Raw genomic sequence first — 16,320 nt, 5'->3', positions numbered from 1 at the left:
TGCGGAGGGCCTCTTCCCAAGGCGGGGAAAGCGGTCCACGATTGTCCCTTCGCGACGCGCCCTCGGGCGTCGTCGTACGAGGTTCCGCGCGGCCGCGTGTGGAAGGATCCCCGGGAGCGACGTGGCTCAGGGCGGTGCTGCCGGAGTGCGCGGACGCACGGACCCCGGCCGCGTCGGGACCGTCCGCCCCCGGGTCGACGAGCCCGGCGAGCGGATGTGCGCGCGTCCCGGTCGAGGGGTGCTCACGCGGCCCGGAGAGGGGCGCGGGTCAGCCCCGGGCGGACGGACGCGCGGCACGCCGCGTCGGCCGGCCCTCGGCACGTCCCGGGTCACCTCTCGTGCCCGGCCGGACGCAGCGCAAGGAGTAAAGCCGACATGGACTTCGGACTCGTCCTCCAGACCGACCCGCCCGCCTCCGCCGTCGTCTCCCTCATGCGGCGCGCGGAGCGACAGGGCTTCACCCACGGCTGGACCTTCGACTCGGCGGTCCTGTGGCAGGAACCCTTCGTCGTCTACAGCCAGATCCTCGAACACACCGAACGGCTCGTCGTCGGCCCGATGGTCACCAACCCCTCCACCCGCACCTGGGAGGTGACCGCCTCGACCTTCGCGACCCTCAACGACATGTTCGGCAACCGCACCGTCTGCGGAATCGGCCGCGGCGACTCCGCGATGCGGGTCGCCGGCCGCGCGCCGAACACCCTGGCCCGGCTCGGCGAGGCCGTCGAGGTCATCCGCGACCTCGCCGAGGGCAGACAGGCCCGCGTCGGGGACACGGATCTGCGGCTGCCCTGGGTCAAGGACGGGAAGCTGCCTGTCTGGATGGCCGCCTACGGGCCCAGGGCGCTCGCCCTCACGGGACAGCGCGCCGACGGCTTCATCCTCCAGCTCGCCGACCCCTACCTCACGGCGACCATGGTCGAGGCGGTGCGCACCGCCGCCTCCGACGCGGGCCGCGACCCCGCCTCCGTCACCATCTGCGTGGCCGCCCCCGCCTACGTCGGCACGGACCTCGCGCACGCCCGCGCGCAGTGCCGCTGGTTCGGCGGGATGGTCGGCAACCACGTCGCGGACCTCGTCGCCCGCTACGGCGGCGACACCGCGCGCGTCCCGGCCGAGCTGACCGCGTACATCGCCGGTCGCGAGGGCTACGACTACAGCCACCACGGCCGCGCCGACAACGCCTCGGCCGACTTCGTGCCGGACGACATCGTGGACCGCTTCTGCGTCCTGGGCCCCGTCGAGGCGCACATCGAGAAACTGCGGGAACTGCGCGCCCTCGGCGTCGACCAGTTCGCCCTGTACGCGATGCACGACGCGCGCGAGGCGGTCATCGACACCTACGGGAAGGAGGTCATCCCCGTCCTGAACGGCTGAGCACGCGACTCCCCGCGACCCGGCCGCCCGAATTCCCCGGTTCCCCAGTTCCCCGAGTTCCAAGTCCCCGCACCCGCATGGCACATGAGCACGGCACCCGCGTCCTGTCCCGCCCGCCGCTCCCGAAGGGCCTGCCATGAGCGAACTCACCGACACCACCGGTCCGCCGGCGAAGAGCGTGCCGCCGGAGCGGACCCAGTCCGTCGCCGCCGACGGCCGCGTCGAGCTGCTGCCCGGTGCCTTCCCCGTCGACTCCCCGTACGCCAACGAGGACCTGCGCCCCATACCGGTGGCCGACCGGCACTGGGGCACCTACAACTTCACCGCGCTGTGGATCGGGATGGCGCACAACATCCCGTCCTGGACGCTCGCCTCGGGTCTCGTCGCGCTCGGCATGGACTGGCTCCAGGCGGTCCTGACGATCGCCCTGGCCAACGTCGTCGTCCTGCTGCCGATGCTGCTGACCGGCCACGCCGGGCCCAAGTACGGCATCCCCTTCCCCGTCCTGGCCCGGGCCTCCTTCGGCCTGCGCGGGGCCAACCTTCCGGCGCTGATCCGGGCCGCCGTGGCCTGCGGCTGGTTCGGCATCCAGACCTGGATCGGCGGACAGGGCATCTTCGTCCTGCTGAACAAGCTCTCCGGCGGCTCGTGGGCCGGCGCCGGTCAGATCGGCGGCTACCCGTGGCCGCTGTGGCTGTGCTTCGCGCTGTTCTGGGTACTCCAACTCCTCATCATCCACCGGGGGATGGAAACCCTCAGGCGCTTCGAGAACTGGGCCGGTCCCTTCGTCTTCCTCGGCGCCCTCGCGCTGCTCGGATGGATGGCCAACGAGGCCGGCGGCTTCGGCCCGCTGCTCGACCAGTCCTCGAAGCTGGGCTGGGGCGGTGACTTCTGGCCCGTGTTCTTCCCCGCCCTCATGGGCATGATCGGCTTCTGGTCCACCCTGTCCCTGAACATCCCCGACTTCACCCGCTTCGGGAAGGGGCAGCGCGCCCAGGTCTGGGGCCAGTCACTGGGCCTGCCCACCACCATGACGGCCTTCGCGCTGCTCTCGGTCCTCGTCACCTCGGGCTCCCAGGCGGTCTACGGGGAGCCCGTGTGGGAGCCCGTCGAACTCGCCGCGAAGGCCGACAACGTCGTGGGGCTGCTCTTCGCCCTCGTCACCGTGCTCATCGCCACGGTCTCCGCCAACCTCGCCGCCAACGTCGTCTCGCCCGCCTACGACCTCTCCAACCTCCTGCCGCGGCTCATCACCTTCCGCACCGGAGCGCTCATCACCGGAGTGGTCGGCGTGCTGATCTTCCCGTGGAAGCTCATCGCCACCCCCGAGCTGTACATCTTCACGTGGCTCGGAGTGGTGGGCGGCCTGCTCGGCACCGTCGCCGGGGTCCTCATCGCCGACTACTGGATCGTGCGCCGCACCTCCCTGCACCTGGTCGAGCTGTACCGCAAGGAGGGCCGTTACTGGTACCGCGGCGGCTGGAACCCGGCGGCGGTCGCGGCCTTCGTGGCGGGCGGACTGCTCGCGGTCGGCGGCTCCCACTCCGCGCCCGGCAAGGGACCCTTCCCCGAGGACGGGCTGATCCCCTTCCTCAAGCCCCTCGCCGACTACGGCTGGGCGGTCGGCTTCGCCACCTCCCTGCTCCTCTACGTCCTGCTCACCCGCGCGGGCGTGGGCAAGTCCCGCGCGGAATAAGGGCGCTGGGGACCCGGTGGCGCGGTATGGCATGATCACGGCCATGTCCCCCGCGCCGCGCCACCGGCCCCCGCTGACGCCGATCGCCGCCCTGTTCGCGGCCGTGCTGTGCCTGAGCGGGTGCACCACCTGGGAGGACCTGGACGACGCGGCGGCCCCGGCGACGCCCGTACCCACCTCCTCGCCCGACGCGCTCCGGCCCGGTTCCGGTGCGAGCCCCTCGCCGGCGGCCTGCCCGTCCTCCGGGGTGCGGGTCACGGCGGACCGGGGCGACGCCGCGATGGGGCTGCGGGTGATGTCGGTCTGGATCACCAACTGCGGTCGCGAACGGTTCCGCCTCGGCGGATACCCCGTACTGCGGCTGCTCGGCGAGGACGGCGCGGACACGGGCGTGGGCGTCCTGCACGGCACCGACACCATCAGCTCCGGGCTGTCCCCCGAGGAGCCGCGCGGTGACGTCACCCTGCGCCGCGGCGAGCGGGCCAGGGCCAGTCTGGCCTGGCGCAACACCGTCACCACCGGGCACCCGGCCCCCGGGGTGTTCCTGGAAGTGGTGCCCGGCGCGGGACTGCCCGCGCAACGGGTACGGGCCGAGGTCCCGCTCGACGTCGGCACCGCCGCCGTGGTCGGCACCGGCCGCTGGACCAAGGACACCGAGCCGAAGCCCGCCGAGAGGGTTCCCGGAGACGACCGGCCGAGCGTCCCGCCCACCGCCTGATCCGCGCCACCACCTCAGTTCACGCTGCCGTCTGCCGTCTGCCGCGCCCCGCCGTGCGGGCAGCGAGACCGGACCGCATCCCGTACCCCCGCCCGGGGCCGCTCGCGCTGCGGTGCGTCGCGCCTGCCGTTAGCGTGACGAGCAGTGCGACGCGCGACGAAGACGCAGCCGCGAGCCGGAAGGACGCCCCGATGACCACGGCCCCCACCCTCGGCTCCCGCTCGGCCGCCCCCGCGCCCGGAGGCCGCCTCAGGAGGCGGGAGCGGTGACCGCCCGGGAGGTGCCGGCCGCGCTGCTCCACGCCGTCGAGGCCGTGGTCTTCGACACCGACGGGGTGCTGACCGACTCCGCCCGTATCCACGCCGAGGCGTGGAAGGAGGCCTTCGACCTCACGCTGCGCGAGCACCCGCCCGCCGATCCCTCCCTCGCGCGGCCCTTCGACGTCTCCACCGACTACCCCGCGCACGTCGACGGCAAGTCCCGTCTCGACGGCGCCACCGCGTTCCTGCGCTCCCGCGAGGTGCCGATCCCCGAGGGGCGGGCGGGCGAGCCCGCGGGCACGCATTCGGTGGCCGCCGTCGCCACCCTCAAGGACGGCATGTTCACGCGGCGGCTGCGGGACGGCGGCATCGAGCCCTTCCCCGGTTCCGTACGGCTCCTCAAGGCGCTGAAGGAGGCCGGGGTGCCGATGGCCGCGGCCTCCGCCTCGCGTCACGCGCACGACATCCTGGACCGCGCCGGACTGCTCGCCTACTTCGAGACCGTCGTCGACGGGGGCGAGAGCGCGCGGCTCGGGCTGCCGGGAAAGCCCGATCCGGCGCTGTTCCTGGAGGCCGCGCGCCGGCTCGGCGCCGAGCCGGCGAACGCCGCCGTCGTCGAGGACGCGCAGGCCGGGGTCGAGGCGGGCCGGCGGGGCGGCTTCGGGCTGGTCGTCGGCGTCGACCGGATCGCGGGTCCCGGCAGCGCCCGGGCGCTGCGACAGCACGGGGCGGACGTGGTCGTCGCCGACCTCGCGGACCTCCTGCGCGCCCCCGGCCCCCCGGCGCCGCCGGGACCGTCCGTCGCCGAGCCCACCGCCACCGAACCCGGAGGGCCGGACACCCGGCCGGGCCGGGAGACAGAGGACTGACATGGCCAAGTGGACCTGGACGTACGAGGGCTACGACCCCGCCGACGAGACGCTGCGGGAGTCCCTGTGCAGCCTCGGCAACGGGTACTTCGCCACCCGCGGCGCCGCCCCCGAGTGCGCCGACGACACGGTGCACTACCCGGGCACCTACGTGGCCGGCCTCTACAACCGGCTCTCCTCCGACATCGCCGGGCAGACCGTACACAACGAGGACATGGTCAACCTGCCCAACTGGCTGCCGCTGCGCTTCCGGCTGCACCACTCGGAAGGGCTCGGGCCCGGCGACTGGTTCACCCCGGACGGCCCCTCGCTCGTCTCCTACCGGCAGCAACTGGACCTGCGGGCGGGCGTCTATGAGCGTGATCTGTGCTACCAGGACGCGGAGGGCCGTCGGCTGCGCGTGCGCCAGCTGCGCCTCGTGCACATGGACGACCCCCATCTGGCCGCGCTGCGCACCGAGTTCACGGCGGAGGACTTCGAGGGGGACCTCGACGTGGAGTCCGCCCTGGACGCCGGGGTCACCAACAACGGGGTGGCCCGCTACCGGCAGCTCAACGGACAGCACCTCACCGCGATCCGCAGCGGCAGCCCCGACGAGGAGACGGTCTGGGTCAGCGCGCGCACCACCACCTCGGCCGTGGGGATCGCGCTCGCCGCCCGCACCACCTGCGCGCGCGAGGCCCGCGTCCAGGCGGTCACCGAGGACACCTCGCGCCCCGCGACCCGGCTCACCGTGCGGCTGGAGCGCGGCACCTCCGTCACCGTCGACAAGGTGGTCGCGCTGCACACCTCGCGCGACGCGGCGATCAGCGAACCGCTCGACGCGGTCCTCGACCGGGCGGCGAACGCGGCCGGCTTCGAGGAGCTGCTCGTCACCCACCGGCTGGCCTGGCAACGGCTGTGGCACCGGGCCTCGCTGGACGTGCCGGGGGAGGCCGGGCACATCCTGCGCTTCCACCAGTTCCACCTGCTCCAGACCCTCTCCCCGCACACCGCCGACCTCGACGCCGGGGTGCCCGCGCGCGGCCTCAACGGGGAGGCGTACCGGGGGCACGTGTTCTGGGACGAGCTGTTCGTGCTGCCCTACCTCAACCTGCACCTGCCCGAGGTGTCCAAGGCGCTGCTGCGCTACCGTCACCGCCGCCTCGACCGGGCCTGCCGACTGGCGCGCGAGGCGGGGCACCAGGGTGCGATGTACCCGTGGCAGAGCGGCAGCGACGGCCGCGAGGAGACCCAGGAACTCCACCTCAACCCCAGCTCCGGACGGTGGCTCCCGGACCACTCGCGGCTCCAGCAGCACATCGGCTCGGCCGTCGCGTACAACGTGTGGAGCTACGCCCGCGCGACCGGCGACGCCCGCTTCATGGAGAACGAGGGCGCGGAGATGCTGCTGCAGATCTCCCGCTTCTGGGCCGGCCGCGCGCAGTGGGACGAGGACCTGGGCCGCTACCGGATCAAGGGGGTGGTCGGCCCGGACGAGTACCACGACGCGTACCCGGACGCCCTGCGCCCGGGGCTCGACGACAACGCGTACACCAACGTGACCGCCGCCTGGGTCCTGCAGCGCACCCTGGAGGTGCTGGAGGACCTGCCGCGCCCGCGCAGACGGGAACTCGCCGAGCACACCGGCCTCGACACCTCGGAACTCGCGCACTGGGACGACGTCTCGCGCCGCCTGTACATCCCCTTCCACCAGGGCGTCATCAGCCAGTTCGCCGGGTACGGGGAGCTGAGCGAACTCGACTGGGTCGGCTACCGCGCCCGGTACGGGGACGTCCGCCGGCTCGACCGCGTCCTGGAGGCCGAGGGGGACAGCGTCAACCGCTATCAGGCGGCCAAACAGGCCGATGTGCTGATGCTCGGCTATCTGTTCCCGCCACGCGAACTGCGAGCCCTCTTCGCCCGGTTGGGACATCAGCTCGACGAGGACACGTGGAAGCGCACCGTCGACTACTACGTGGCCCGCACGAGCCACGGTTCCACGCTCAGCGGGCTGGTCCACGCCTGGGTGCTGGCCCGGGTGCGTCCCACCCAGGCCTGGGGCTTCTTCCAGGAGGCGCTGCGCGGGGACGTCGCCGACCTCCAGGGCGGCACCACGGGGGAGGGCATCCACCTCGGCGCGATGGCCGGGACGCTCGACCTCGTCCAGCGCTGCCTGACGGGGCTGCGGGTGCGCGCCGACGCCGCGCTCAGTCTCGATCCGGTGCCCCAACCCGAGTTGTCCGGCTACGAGTTCGCCATCCACTACCTCCAGCACTGGGGCATCCGCTTCCGGATGCGCGCGGGCGGCCTCGACATCTCGGTGCCGGGTTCCGACCGCGGCCCCGTCGACATCCGGCTGGTCGACCGCTCCGTGACCCTGCGCCCCGGCGACTCCTTCCATCTGACCCTGCCGGACTGACCCCTCGCCGGTCCCGGTGCCGTGGCCGGCGCGTGGCGGCCGGTCAGGGCACCCGCGCCGTCCACTCCTGCGAGTCGAACTTGGTGCGGGCGAGCTCCCGGGCCCTGGCCATCTCCTCCTCGGTGACCTCGCCCTTCGTCAGCCCGTAGCGGCTGCTGAAGGAGGCGATCATGTTCTCGATGACCTGCGCGCGCGGCAGCCCCGTCTGCCGGCGCAGCGGGTCGACGCGCTTCTTGGCGCTCGTGGTGCCCTTGTCGGACAGCTTCTCCTTGCCGATGCGCAGCACCTCGGTCATCTTGTCGGCGTCCATGTCGTACGCCATCGTCACGTGGTGCAGTACGGCGGGGCTGCCGCCCTGGGGCGCGGCGACCCGGCGCTGGGCGGCGCCGGCGATCTTCCCCGCCTCGGTCGCGATGTCGTTGAGCGGCTGGTACCACGCCCTGATGCCCATGTCGCCGAGCGCGGCGAGCACCCAGTCGTCGAGATAGGCGTAACTGTCGGCGAAGGACAGGCCCTCGACCAGGGCGCTGGGCACCGCCAGTGAGTACGTGATGCTGTTGCCCGCCTCCATGAACATGGCGCCGCCCCCGGTCACCCGGCGCACCACGGTCACGCCGTGCCTGGCGGCCCCCTCGGGGTCCACCTCGTTGCGCAGGGACTGGAAGCTGCCGATGACGACGGCGGGGTCCGACCACTCCCACACGCGCAGCGTGGGCGGCCGGTGCCCGGCGGCCACCTCCTGCGTGATCACCTCGTCCAGCGCGAGGTGCAGGCCGACCGGCTGCGGTCCGTCGTGGATGAGCTGCCAGTCGTAGTCGGTCCAGTCGGTGGCGTGCGCGAGGGCGCGGCGCACGGCGATCCCGATGCCCTCCGAGGTGAGCCCGTACATCACGGTGCCCGGCGGCAGCGCCGCGTCGACCAGCGCCGCGAGTCCGGCCCCGTCGGTCGAGGCGTCCGCGCCCTCCAGGGCGGCGTTGATCGTCTCGATGGCGTCGTCGGGTTCGAGGAAGAAGTCGCCCGCCACCCGGACGTCGCGCAGCCGCCCGGCCTCCGTGCCGAGGTCGACCACCACGAGTTTGCCCCCGGGGACCTTGTACTCACCGTGCACGGCCGTCGCCTCCATCGCTGCGCGCCCGGGTCCGAGCGCTTCGGTCATTCCGGACAAGGCCAACGCTATCCCTCGCGGCGTGATTCCCCGTGCCCGGACCGTGGCCGAGCCGTTATCCGGGCTGAGCGGGGCTTCCGGGGCGCCGGGCCGGGGCGGGAAGGGCGTTATGCGCGATTTTATGTGCTGTATACACCTCAATGCCCGAGCTGGTTACCCGCAGTTCACGACCTCGCTCGTCCGGTATACGGACAACCCCCTTGCGGTGCGGACTGTATGCGAAATACGTTCTGCGGTATCCCTGATCCACCCCCTGGCGGGAGGTACCTCCTCGTGCGCCGAACAGCGGTTGCCTGCACGGCAGTTGCCCTGGTGTGCTCCACATTGGCCGGCTGCGGCTCGCTCCGGTCCTCGGCCACCGAGGTCGGCGGCGTCCGGATGACCGACGACCGGCCGGTACGGGACGGCGGCACACTCACCGTGGCGCTCGCCTCCGACCCGGACAAACTCGACCCCACCCTGTCCCAGACCCTCGTGGGCCGCACCGTCTTCGCCGGCATGTGCGAGAAGCTCTACGACACCGACGCGAAGGGCGCGATCGTCCCGCAGCTGGCGTCCGCGCCGCCGAAGGTCTCGGCGGACGGCAAGGTCGTGACCATCCCCGTGCGCAAGGACGCCCGCTTCAGCGACGGGACCCGGCTCGACGCCCCGGCCGTCGTCACCTCCCTGCTGCGCCACCGCGACCTCGCGGGCTCCGCGCGCGCCACCGAACTCGGCCCGGTGCGCGAGGTCACCGCGACCGGACGCTGGACCGTGCGGCTGCGGCTAGGCCAGGCGTACACCCCGCTCACCTCGGTGCTCGCCGACCGCGCCGGGATGATCCTGTCGCCCGCCGCGATCAAGAAGTACGGGAAGAACTTCACCAACCACCCGTCCTGCGTGGGCCCCTTCCGCTACGTCGAGCGGGTCGGCGGCGACCGCATCGTCCTCGCCAAGGACCCCCGGTACTACGACGCCGACCGCGTGCACCTCGGCAAGGTGATCTACAAGCCCATACCCGACGGCAGCGTGCGCCTGGCCAACCTGCGCTCGGGGGACATCCAGGTCGGCGACCAGATGACCCCCGTCGACGTGCAGAGCGTGCTCACCGAACCGGGGCTCCAGCTCTTCAACTCGCCCTCCCTCGGCTACCAGGCGATGGCGGTCAACATCGGCAACACCAAGGGCGTCGGCGAGAAGCCCGGCCGGGTGAACACCCCGCTCGGCAGCGACCCGCGGGTCCGCGAGGCGCTCGACCTCTCCCTGGACCGCGATCTCCTCAACAAGGTCGTCTTCCAGGGCATGTACCAGCCCGCGTGCGGCCCCATATCCCCGCAGTCCGCGACAGCCCCCGGCGTCGACCCCGAGCAGTGCCCCAAGCGCGACGTCGCGAAGGCGAAACGGCTCCTCAAGGAGGCCGGCGTCAAAACCCCCGTCCCCCTCGAACTCAAGGTCTCCACCACCCCGGAGTCCAGCCGCGTCGGCCAGGTCGTCCAGGCCATGGCCAAGGAGGCCGGGTTCGACGTCCGCCTGCGCCCCACCGAGTACGCGACCCTCATCGAGCAGGGCGACGAGGGCGACTACCAGGCGTTCCTGACCGGCTGGTCCGGACGGCTCGACCCCGACGGCAACATCGCCAGCTTCCTGACGACGGCCGGCGCGATGAACGCGTACGGCATCGGCACCCCCTCCATGGACCGCCTCATCGCCCGCGGACGCACCGAGGCCGACCCCGACAAGCGGGTTGCCCTCTACCGCGACATCGTGCGCGAGGCCACCGCCCAGCGCGGCCTCGTCTACCTCTACCGGCAGGAGAACTACGTGGCCGCCCGCAAGGACGTCTCGGGCGTCCACGTCTACGGCGACGGGCTCGTCCGGGTCAAGGACGCGGGGTACACCCGATGACCAAGTACCTGCTCCAGCGCCTGGGCCAGTCGCTCATCACGCTCTTCCTCGTCAGCGTCGTCGTCTTCGCCGGAATCCGCGCCCTGCCCGGCGACCCGGCCATCGCCCTGGCCGGCGAGGAACGCAGCCCCCAGGCCCTCGCCGCCGTCCGCGATGCGTACGGACTCAACGACAACCTCGTGGTCCAGTACGGGCGGTTCATCGCACACGCGCTCACCGGAGACCTCGGCACCTCGGCGCGCACCGGGCTCCCGGTGTCCTCCGCGATCGGCCAGGCGCTGCCCGTGACCCTCGAACTCGCGGCGCTCTCCCTGCTGTTCGCGGTCGTCCTCGGCATCGGCGCCGGGGTCGTCGCCGCCGTGCGGCGCGGCCGGATCGAGGAGTGGCTCGCCAACGGCATCGCCCTGCTCGGCCTGTCGATCCCCACCTTCTGGCTCGGTATCGTCCTCGTCCTGGCCTTCGCGATCGCCCTGCCGGTCTTCGCCGCCTCCGGGTTCGTGCCCTTCACCAGCGATCCGCTCGACAACCTGCGCCGCATGGTGCTGCCCGCGATCGTGCTCGGCTCGGGACTGGCCGCCGTCGTCATGCGGCAGACCCGGGCGGCGATGCTCGACTCGCTGTCCGCCGACTACGTGCGCACCGCCCGCGCCAAGGGCCTGGCCCGCCGCCAGATCATCGGCGGCCACGCCCTGCGCAACTCCCTGGTCACCGTCGTCACCGTGCTCGGGCTGCAACTCGGCCACCTCATCTCGGGTGCCGTCGTCACCGAGCAGATCTTCGTCCTGCCCGGCTTCGGGAAGCTCACCATCGACTCCGTCTTCACGCGTGACTACGCGGTCCTGCAAGGCGTGGTGCTGTGCACCTCCGCCGCGTACATCCTCATCAACCTGCTGGTCGACCTCGTGTACTCGGTCATCGACCCGCGTATCCGGCTCGGAGGTGCCCGGTGACCGCAGCAGTGCCCACCGCGAACGCGGCGGCCCCCGCGAGGCGCCCGCGCGCCGGCTCCGGCCGGCTGCGCGCCCTGCGCCGCAACCGGCTCGCCCTGACCGGCGGCGTCATCGCGCTTGTCTTCGTCCTCGTCGCCCTGTTCGCGCCGCTCCTGGCCCCCTACGACCCGGCCCGGCCCGACTTCGGCAACGCCCTGTCCGCGCCCTCCTGGGCGCACTGGCTGGGCACCGACGACCTCGGGCGCGACCAGCTCTCCCGGGTCTTCTACGGGGCCCGCGCCTCGATGCAGGTCGGGGTACTCGCCGTCGTCCTCGCGTTCCTCGTCGGGGTCCCGCTCGGGCTGCTCTCCGGCTACTACGGGAAGCTCACCGACAGCGTGGTGTCCCGCATCACCGACACCCTGCTCGCCTTCCCGTTCCTCGTGCTGGCCGTGGGCCTGGCCGCCGTGCTCGGCCCCTCGCTGACCAACGCGACCATCGCCGTGGGCATCTCGCAGATCCCCGCCGTCATCCGCATCACCCGCGCCGAGACGCTGCGCCTCAAGGGCGCCGACTACGTGCACGCCGCGACAGCCAACGGCGGCGGCGACGCGACCGTGCTGGGCCGGCACGTCCTGCCCAACGCGACCTCGGCGCTCATCGTCCAGGCCACCGTGGGCATCCCCACCGCCATCATCGGTGAGGCGCTGCTCAGCTTCCTCGGCCTCGGCGTCCAGCCGCCCGACCCCTCGCTCGGCGTGATGCTCTCCGGCGCCCAGTCCTTCCTCGCGCCCGCGCCCTGGATGGCGGTCTTCCCCGGCCTCGCCATCGTGGCCGCCACCCTCGCGTTCAACCTGCTCGGCGACGGGCTGCGCGACGTCCTCGACCCCCGTGGAGCGACCCGATGAGCGAGCACAGCCTCCCCAGCCCCCGGACGGGCGGCCCGCAGAGCGCGGAGCCCGCCGCCCCCGCCCTCAGCGTGCGCGACCTGTCCGTGTCCTTCCGTTCCGACACCCGCACCGTGCACGCCGTCGACCAGGTGTCCTACGAGGTCGCGCCCGGTGAAGTCCTCGCGATCGTGGGGGAGTCGGGCTGCGGGAAGTCCGTCACCTCCATGGCCGTCATGGGGCTGCTGCCGCCCACCGCGACCGTCACCGGGTCCATCCGGCTGGCCGGCCGGGAACTCGTCGGCGCCCCGGAGAAGGAGCTGACGAGGCTGCGCGGCAAGGACATGGCGATGATCTTCCAGGAGCCCATGACCTCCCTCAACCCGGTGCTCACCATCGGCCGGCAGATCGGCGAGGTGCTCCGCCGCCACCAGGGACTGTCGAAGAAGGCGGCCCGCGAGCGGACCGTCGGACTTCTCGACCTCGTGGGCATCCCCGCCCCGCGCCGCCGCGTCGACGAGTACCCGCACCAGCTGTCCGGCGGCATGCGCCAGCGCGTCATGATCGCCATCGCCGTCGCCTGCGACCCGGCCGTCCTCATCGCCGACGAACCCACCACCGCGCTCGACGTCACCGTGCAGGCCGGCATCCTCGAAGTCCTGCGCTCCCTGCGCGAACGCCTGGGCACCGCGATCGTCCTGATCACCCACGACCTCGGTGTCGTCGCCGACGCCGCCGACCGCGTCCTGGTCATGTACGCGGGCCGCGGCGTCGAGGAGGCGCCCGTCCACGAGCTGTACGAGCAGCCGGGCCACCCCTACACCCACGGGCTGCTCGGCGCCGTCCTGCGCCCCGGAGGCGAGGGCAAGCGCCGGCTCCCCGAGATCCCCGGTCTCGTACCGAGCCTGGAGAGCCAGCCCGACGCCTGCACCTTCGCACCGCGCTGCGCCCGCGCCACCGACACCTGCACCACCGGCCGCCCCCGCTTCGCGGCGCTCGGCGCCGCCGGCGCCGGACACCTGGCCGCCTGCTGGCACCCCCACGCGGGGGCCGGCGCATGACGAGCGACCGCACCCGCCCTTCCGTCCCGACCCAGGAGGCCCGGCCGTGAGCACCACCTCGCCCAGCACCGCAGCGAAGCGCCCGGCCCCGGCCGCGAGCGACGCCGTACTCGAAGTGGACGGCCTCAAACGGCACTTCGCCGCCGACAAGGGGGTCGTGCGCGCCGTCGACGGGGTGAGCCTGAGCATCGGCCGCGGTGAAGTCCTCGGCCTGGTCGGCGAATCGGGCAGCGGGAAGTCCACCGTGGGCCGCTGCGTCGTGCGCCTCGACGAGCCCACCGAGGGCACCGTGCGCATCGACGGGAGGGACGTCACCCGCATGTCGCGGCGGGCGCTGCGGCCTCTGCGCAGGAAGTTCCACCTCGTCTTCCAGGACCCCTCCTCCTCGCTCGACCCCCGGATGACCGTCGGGCAGATCATCGCCGAACCGCTGCGGCTGCACGGACTCGCCAAGGGGGACGCGGCCCGCGAACGGGTCGCCGCGCTCCTCGCCCAGGTCGGCCTGCGCCCCGAACACGCCGACCGGCACCCGCACGAACTCTCCGGCGGGCAGCGCCAGCGCATCTCCATCGCCCGCGCGCTGTCCGTCGACCCCGAACTGCTGGTGGCCGACGAACCGACCTCGGCGCTCGACGTCTCCGTGCAGGCCTCCGTGCTGAACCTGCTCGCCGACCTCCAGCGCGAACGGGGCTTCGGCTGCCTGTTCATCACCCACGACCTGGCCGCCGTCGAGTTCCTCGCCGACCGCATCGCCGTCATGTACCTGGGCCAGATCGTGGAGGAGGCGCCCACCGCGGAACTCTTCGCCGACCCCAAGCACCCCTACACGCAAGCCCTGTTGTCCGCCGCTCCGGTCCCCGACCCGGTCGACCAGCGCAGCCGCGAACGCATCGTGCTCGGCGGCGACCTGCCCAGCCCGCTCGCACCCCCGCCCGGCTGCCGCTTCCACACCCGCTGCCCCGTGGCCGTGGACCGCTGCCGTACACAGATCCCCGAGCTGCGCACCCTGCCGGACGGCACGCGCCGCGTCTCCTGCCACCTCGTGTCCGAGGAGGGCACCGCCCCCGAGGTGGCGGCCGGCCCCGCCCGGTGAGCGAGGGCGTCTCCCGCCGCCACCCACCGGACCCGGCCTCTCGTACGCGGCACGGTTGACAGCTTCCCGGGTGACCGGCAGGCCGGCGGGGAGAACTCCGCAGCCCGCGCGGCCCGGCCCCCCCCGCACCTCTCCACTTCCGTCAACAGATAGGCAGAGCAGGTATGTTCACCACCCGCCCCACCCTCCAGGGCACCTTCGGCATGGTCTCCTCGACCCACTGGCTCGCCTCCCAATCGGCCATGGCGGTGCTGGAGGACGGCGGGAACGCCTTCGACGCGGCCGTGGCCGCCGGCTTCGTCCTGCACGTCGTGGAACCGCACCTCAACGGGCCGGGCGGGGAGGTGCCGATCATCCTCGCCCCGGCCGGCGGCGAGGTGCGCGTCCTGAGCGGCCAGGGCCCCGCGCCCGCCGGGGCGAGCGTCGGGCACTACCGCTCCCTCGGTCTCGCGCTCGTGCCCGGCACCGGCCCGCTGGCCGCCGCCGTGCCCGGCGCCTTCGACGCCTGGATGACCCTGCTGCGCGACCACGGCACCAAGACCCTCGCCGAGGTGCTCAGGTTCGCCATCGGGTACGCCGAGGACGGCCACGCCCCCGTCGAACGCGTCGGGAAGACCGTGGAGACGGTGCGCGCCCTCTTCGAGCAGGAGTGGACCTCCTCCGCCGAGGTCTACCTCAAGGACGGGCGCTCCCCGCAGCCCGGCGAACTCTTCCGCAACCCCGCGCTCGCCGCGACCTGGCGCCGGCTGATCGCCGAGGCCGAGCAGACCGGTGGCGCCGACCGCACCGCGCAGATCGAGGCGGCCCGCACCGTGTGGCGCGAGGGCTTCATAGCCGAGGCCCTGGTCCGCCAGGCCGCCCGGCCCACCCTCGACACGAGCGGGGAGCACCACACCGGGACCCTCACCGCCGCCGACCTCGCCGCCCACTGCGCCTCGTACGAGGAACCCGCGCGCTACGAGTGGAACGGGTGGACGGTGTGCAAGGCCGGTGGCTGGAGCCAGGGCCCCGCCTTCCTCCAGCAGCTCGCCCTGCTGCCCCCGGAACTGCCCGCGTACGGCTCCGCCCCCTACGTCCACCGGCTCGTCGAGGGCTGCAAGCTCGCCATGGCCGACCGCGAGGCCTGGTACGGGGACGCGCGGGAGGTCCCGCTCGACGCGCTGCTGTCCGAGGAGTACAACGCCGGCCGCCGCTCCCTCATCGGGGACAGCGCCTCGTACGCACTGCGCCCGGGCAGCCCCGAGGGGCGCGAGCCGGTGCTGTCCGCGCACGCCCGCGCCGTCGCGGCCGGGGAGCGGGGGCTCGCCGGGCAGGACGGGCCGGTCGCCGGGGCAGGCGAGCCGACCGTCGCGAAGGACGGCGCGACGCGTGGCGACACCTGCCACCTCGACATCGTCGACCGCTGGGGCAACATGATCGCCGCCACGCCGAGCGGCGGCTGGCTCCAGTCCAACCCGGTCGTGCCCGAACTCGGCTTCCCGCTCGGCACCCGGCTCCAGATGGCCTGGCTCGACGAGGGGCTGCCCAACACCCTCACGCCCGGCCGCCGTCCGCGCACCACGCTCAGCCCCTCGCTCGCGCTGCGCGAGGGCGTGCCGGTGCTCGCCTTCGGGACCCCGGGCGGCGACCAGCAGGACCAGTGGCAGCTCCACTTCTTCCTCGCCGTCGCCCTGCGGGAGCGGGTGCGTGGCGGACTCGACCTCCAGGGCGCGATCGACGCGCCCAACTGGCACACCGACGCGTTCCCCGGCTCCTTCTACCCGCGCGCCATGACGCCCGGCAGCCTCACCGTCGAGGAGCGCATGGACGAGGAGACCGTCGCCGAACTGCGCCGCCTGGGCCACGAGGTGACCGTCGGCGAACCGTGGTCGGAGGGCCGGCTGTGCGCGGTCGCCCGCGATCCGCGCACCGGCGTGCTCTCCGCCGCCGCCAACCCGCGCGGCATGCAGGGCTACGCCGTGGGGCGCTGACCCGGGAAGG

At 73.1% G+C, this 16,320-nt stretch carries 12 protein-coding genes; 11 read left to right on the top strand and 1 reads right to left on the bottom strand.

Going from position 1 to position 16,320, the window contains the following annotated elements; genetic code table 11:
- Nucleotides 1-375: 375 nt before the first annotated feature.
- The 5 genes from AB0J21_RS02820 (at nucleotide 376) to AB0J21_RS02800 (ending at nucleotide 7,321) form a co-directional block, all read left to right on the top strand.
- A complete protein-coding gene (locus AB0J21_RS02820; protein WP_363143956.1) occupies nucleotides 376-1,377 on the top strand; it encodes a TIGR03842 family LLM class F420-dependent oxidoreductase in 1,002 nt (333 codons plus the stop codon).
- A 136-nt stretch (nucleotides 1,378-1,513) separates the two neighbouring features.
- On the top strand, nucleotides 1,514-3,073 hold the full coding sequence (locus tag AB0J21_RS02815; RefSeq protein WP_363143955.1) for an NCS1 family nucleobase:cation symporter-1: 1,560 nt from the start codon (nucleotides 1,514-1,516) through the stop codon (nucleotides 3,071-3,073).
- Between the two features lie 43 nt (nucleotides 3,074-3,116).
- Nucleotides 3,117-3,791 carry a DUF4232 domain-containing protein gene (locus AB0J21_RS02810; RefSeq protein WP_363143954.1) on the top strand — a complete coding sequence of 225 codons (675 nt, stop codon included), beginning with the start codon at nucleotides 3,117-3,119 and terminating at the stop codon, nucleotides 3,789-3,791.
- A gap of 265 nt (nucleotides 3,792-4,056) precedes the next feature.
- The gene (locus AB0J21_RS02805; protein WP_363143953.1) at nucleotides 4,057-4,920 is read left to right on the top strand and encodes a beta-phosphoglucomutase family hydrolase; all 864 of its coding nucleotides are present in this window, start codon (nucleotides 4,057-4,059) and stop codon (nucleotides 4,918-4,920) included.
- A 1-nt stretch (nucleotide 4,921) separates the two neighbouring features.
- The gene (locus AB0J21_RS02800) at nucleotides 4,922-7,321 is read left to right on the top strand and encodes a glycosyl hydrolase family 65 protein (protein ID WP_363143952.1); all 2,400 of its coding nucleotides are present in this window, start codon (nucleotides 4,922-4,924) and stop codon (nucleotides 7,319-7,321) included.
- 43 nt (nucleotides 7,322-7,364) lie between these two features.
- Here AB0J21_RS02800 and AB0J21_RS02795 read toward each other — a convergent pair whose 3' ends face one another.
- The gene (locus AB0J21_RS02795; RefSeq protein ID WP_363144090.1) at nucleotides 7,365-8,429 is read right to left on the bottom strand and encodes a biotin/lipoate A/B protein ligase family protein; all 1,065 of its coding nucleotides are present in this window, start codon (nucleotides 8,427-8,429) and stop codon (nucleotides 7,365-7,367) included.
- Nucleotides 8,430-8,864: 435 nt separating this feature from the next.
- On the opposite strand from AB0J21_RS02795, the gene AB0J21_RS02790 reads away from it, so the two are divergent.
- From AB0J21_RS02790 to AB0J21_RS02765, 6 genes are all read left to right on the top strand, one after another.
- A complete protein-coding gene (locus AB0J21_RS02790; protein WP_363143951.1) occupies nucleotides 8,865-10,370 on the top strand; it encodes an ABC transporter substrate-binding protein in 1,506 nt (501 codons plus the stop codon).
- Nucleotides 10,367-11,320 carry an ABC transporter permease gene (locus AB0J21_RS02785; protein WP_363143950.1) on the top strand — a complete coding sequence of 318 codons (954 nt, stop codon included), beginning with the start codon at nucleotides 10,367-10,369 and terminating at the stop codon, nucleotides 11,318-11,320. Before AB0J21_RS02790 ends, AB0J21_RS02785 begins: the two co-directional genes overlap by 4 nt.
- A 65-nt stretch (nucleotides 11,321-11,385) precedes the next feature.
- Nucleotides 11,386-12,207 (top strand): ABC transporter permease, encoded by an 822-nt coding sequence (locus AB0J21_RS02780; protein WP_363144089.1) that lies wholly within the window; start codon nucleotides 11,386-11,388, stop codon nucleotides 12,205-12,207.
- Nucleotides 12,204-13,247, top strand: coding sequence for an ABC transporter ATP-binding protein (locus AB0J21_RS02775; RefSeq protein WP_363143949.1), 1,044 nt, complete (start codon nucleotides 12,204-12,206; stop codon nucleotides 13,245-13,247). Before AB0J21_RS02780 ends, AB0J21_RS02775 begins: the two co-directional genes overlap by 4 nt.
- A gap of 46 nt (nucleotides 13,248-13,293) precedes the next feature.
- Nucleotides 13,294-14,340: an oligopeptide/dipeptide ABC transporter ATP-binding protein gene (locus tag AB0J21_RS02770; protein WP_363143948.1), complete on the top strand. Its 1,047-nt coding sequence runs from the start codon at nucleotides 13,294-13,296 to the stop codon at nucleotides 14,338-14,340.
- Between the two features lie 164 nt (nucleotides 14,341-14,504).
- Entirely contained in the window at nucleotides 14,505-16,310 is a 1,806-nt protein-coding gene (locus tag AB0J21_RS02765) for a gamma-glutamyltransferase (RefSeq protein ID WP_363143947.1), read from the top strand.
- Nucleotides 16,311-16,320 lie beyond the last annotated feature (10 nt).

It is taken from the genome of Streptomyces sp. NPDC049954 (assembly GCF_040656295.1).
Lineage (GTDB): Bacteria > Actinomycetota > Actinomycetes > Streptomycetales > Streptomycetaceae > Streptomyces.
The sequence above is the reverse complement of the archived record's forward strand: the minus strand, read 5'-3'. Positions and strand labels throughout refer to the sequence as shown.

Excerpts from the sequence above, each read along its gene's own strand:
- AB0J21_RS02820 (WP_363143956.1), top strand. The coding sequence starts at position 376 with ATGGACTTCGGACTCGTCCTCCAGACCGACCCGCCCGCCTCCGCCGTC.
- AB0J21_RS02815 (WP_363143955.1), top strand. The coding sequence starts at position 1,514 with ATGAGCGAACTCACCGACACCACCGGTCCGCCGGCGAAGAGCGTGCCG.
- AB0J21_RS02810 (WP_363143954.1), top strand. The coding sequence starts at position 3,117 with ATGTCCCCCGCGCCGCGCCACCGGCCCCCGCTGACGCCGATCGCCGCC.
- AB0J21_RS02800 (WP_363143952.1), top strand. The coding sequence starts at position 4,922 with ATGGCCAAGTGGACCTGGACGTACGAGGGCTACGACCCCGCCGACGAG.
- AB0J21_RS02790 (WP_363143951.1), top strand. The coding sequence starts at position 8,865 with ATGACCGACGACCGGCCGGTACGGGACGGCGGCACACTCACCGTGGCG.
- AB0J21_RS02785 (WP_363143950.1), top strand. The coding sequence starts at position 10,367 with ATGACCAAGTACCTGCTCCAGCGCCTGGGCCAGTCGCTCATCACGCTC.
- AB0J21_RS02775 (WP_363143949.1), top strand. The coding sequence starts at position 12,204 with ATGAGCGAGCACAGCCTCCCCAGCCCCCGGACGGGCGGCCCGCAGAGC.
- AB0J21_RS02765 (WP_363143947.1), top strand. The coding sequence starts at position 14,505 with ATGTTCACCACCCGCCCCACCCTCCAGGGCACCTTCGGCATGGTCTCC.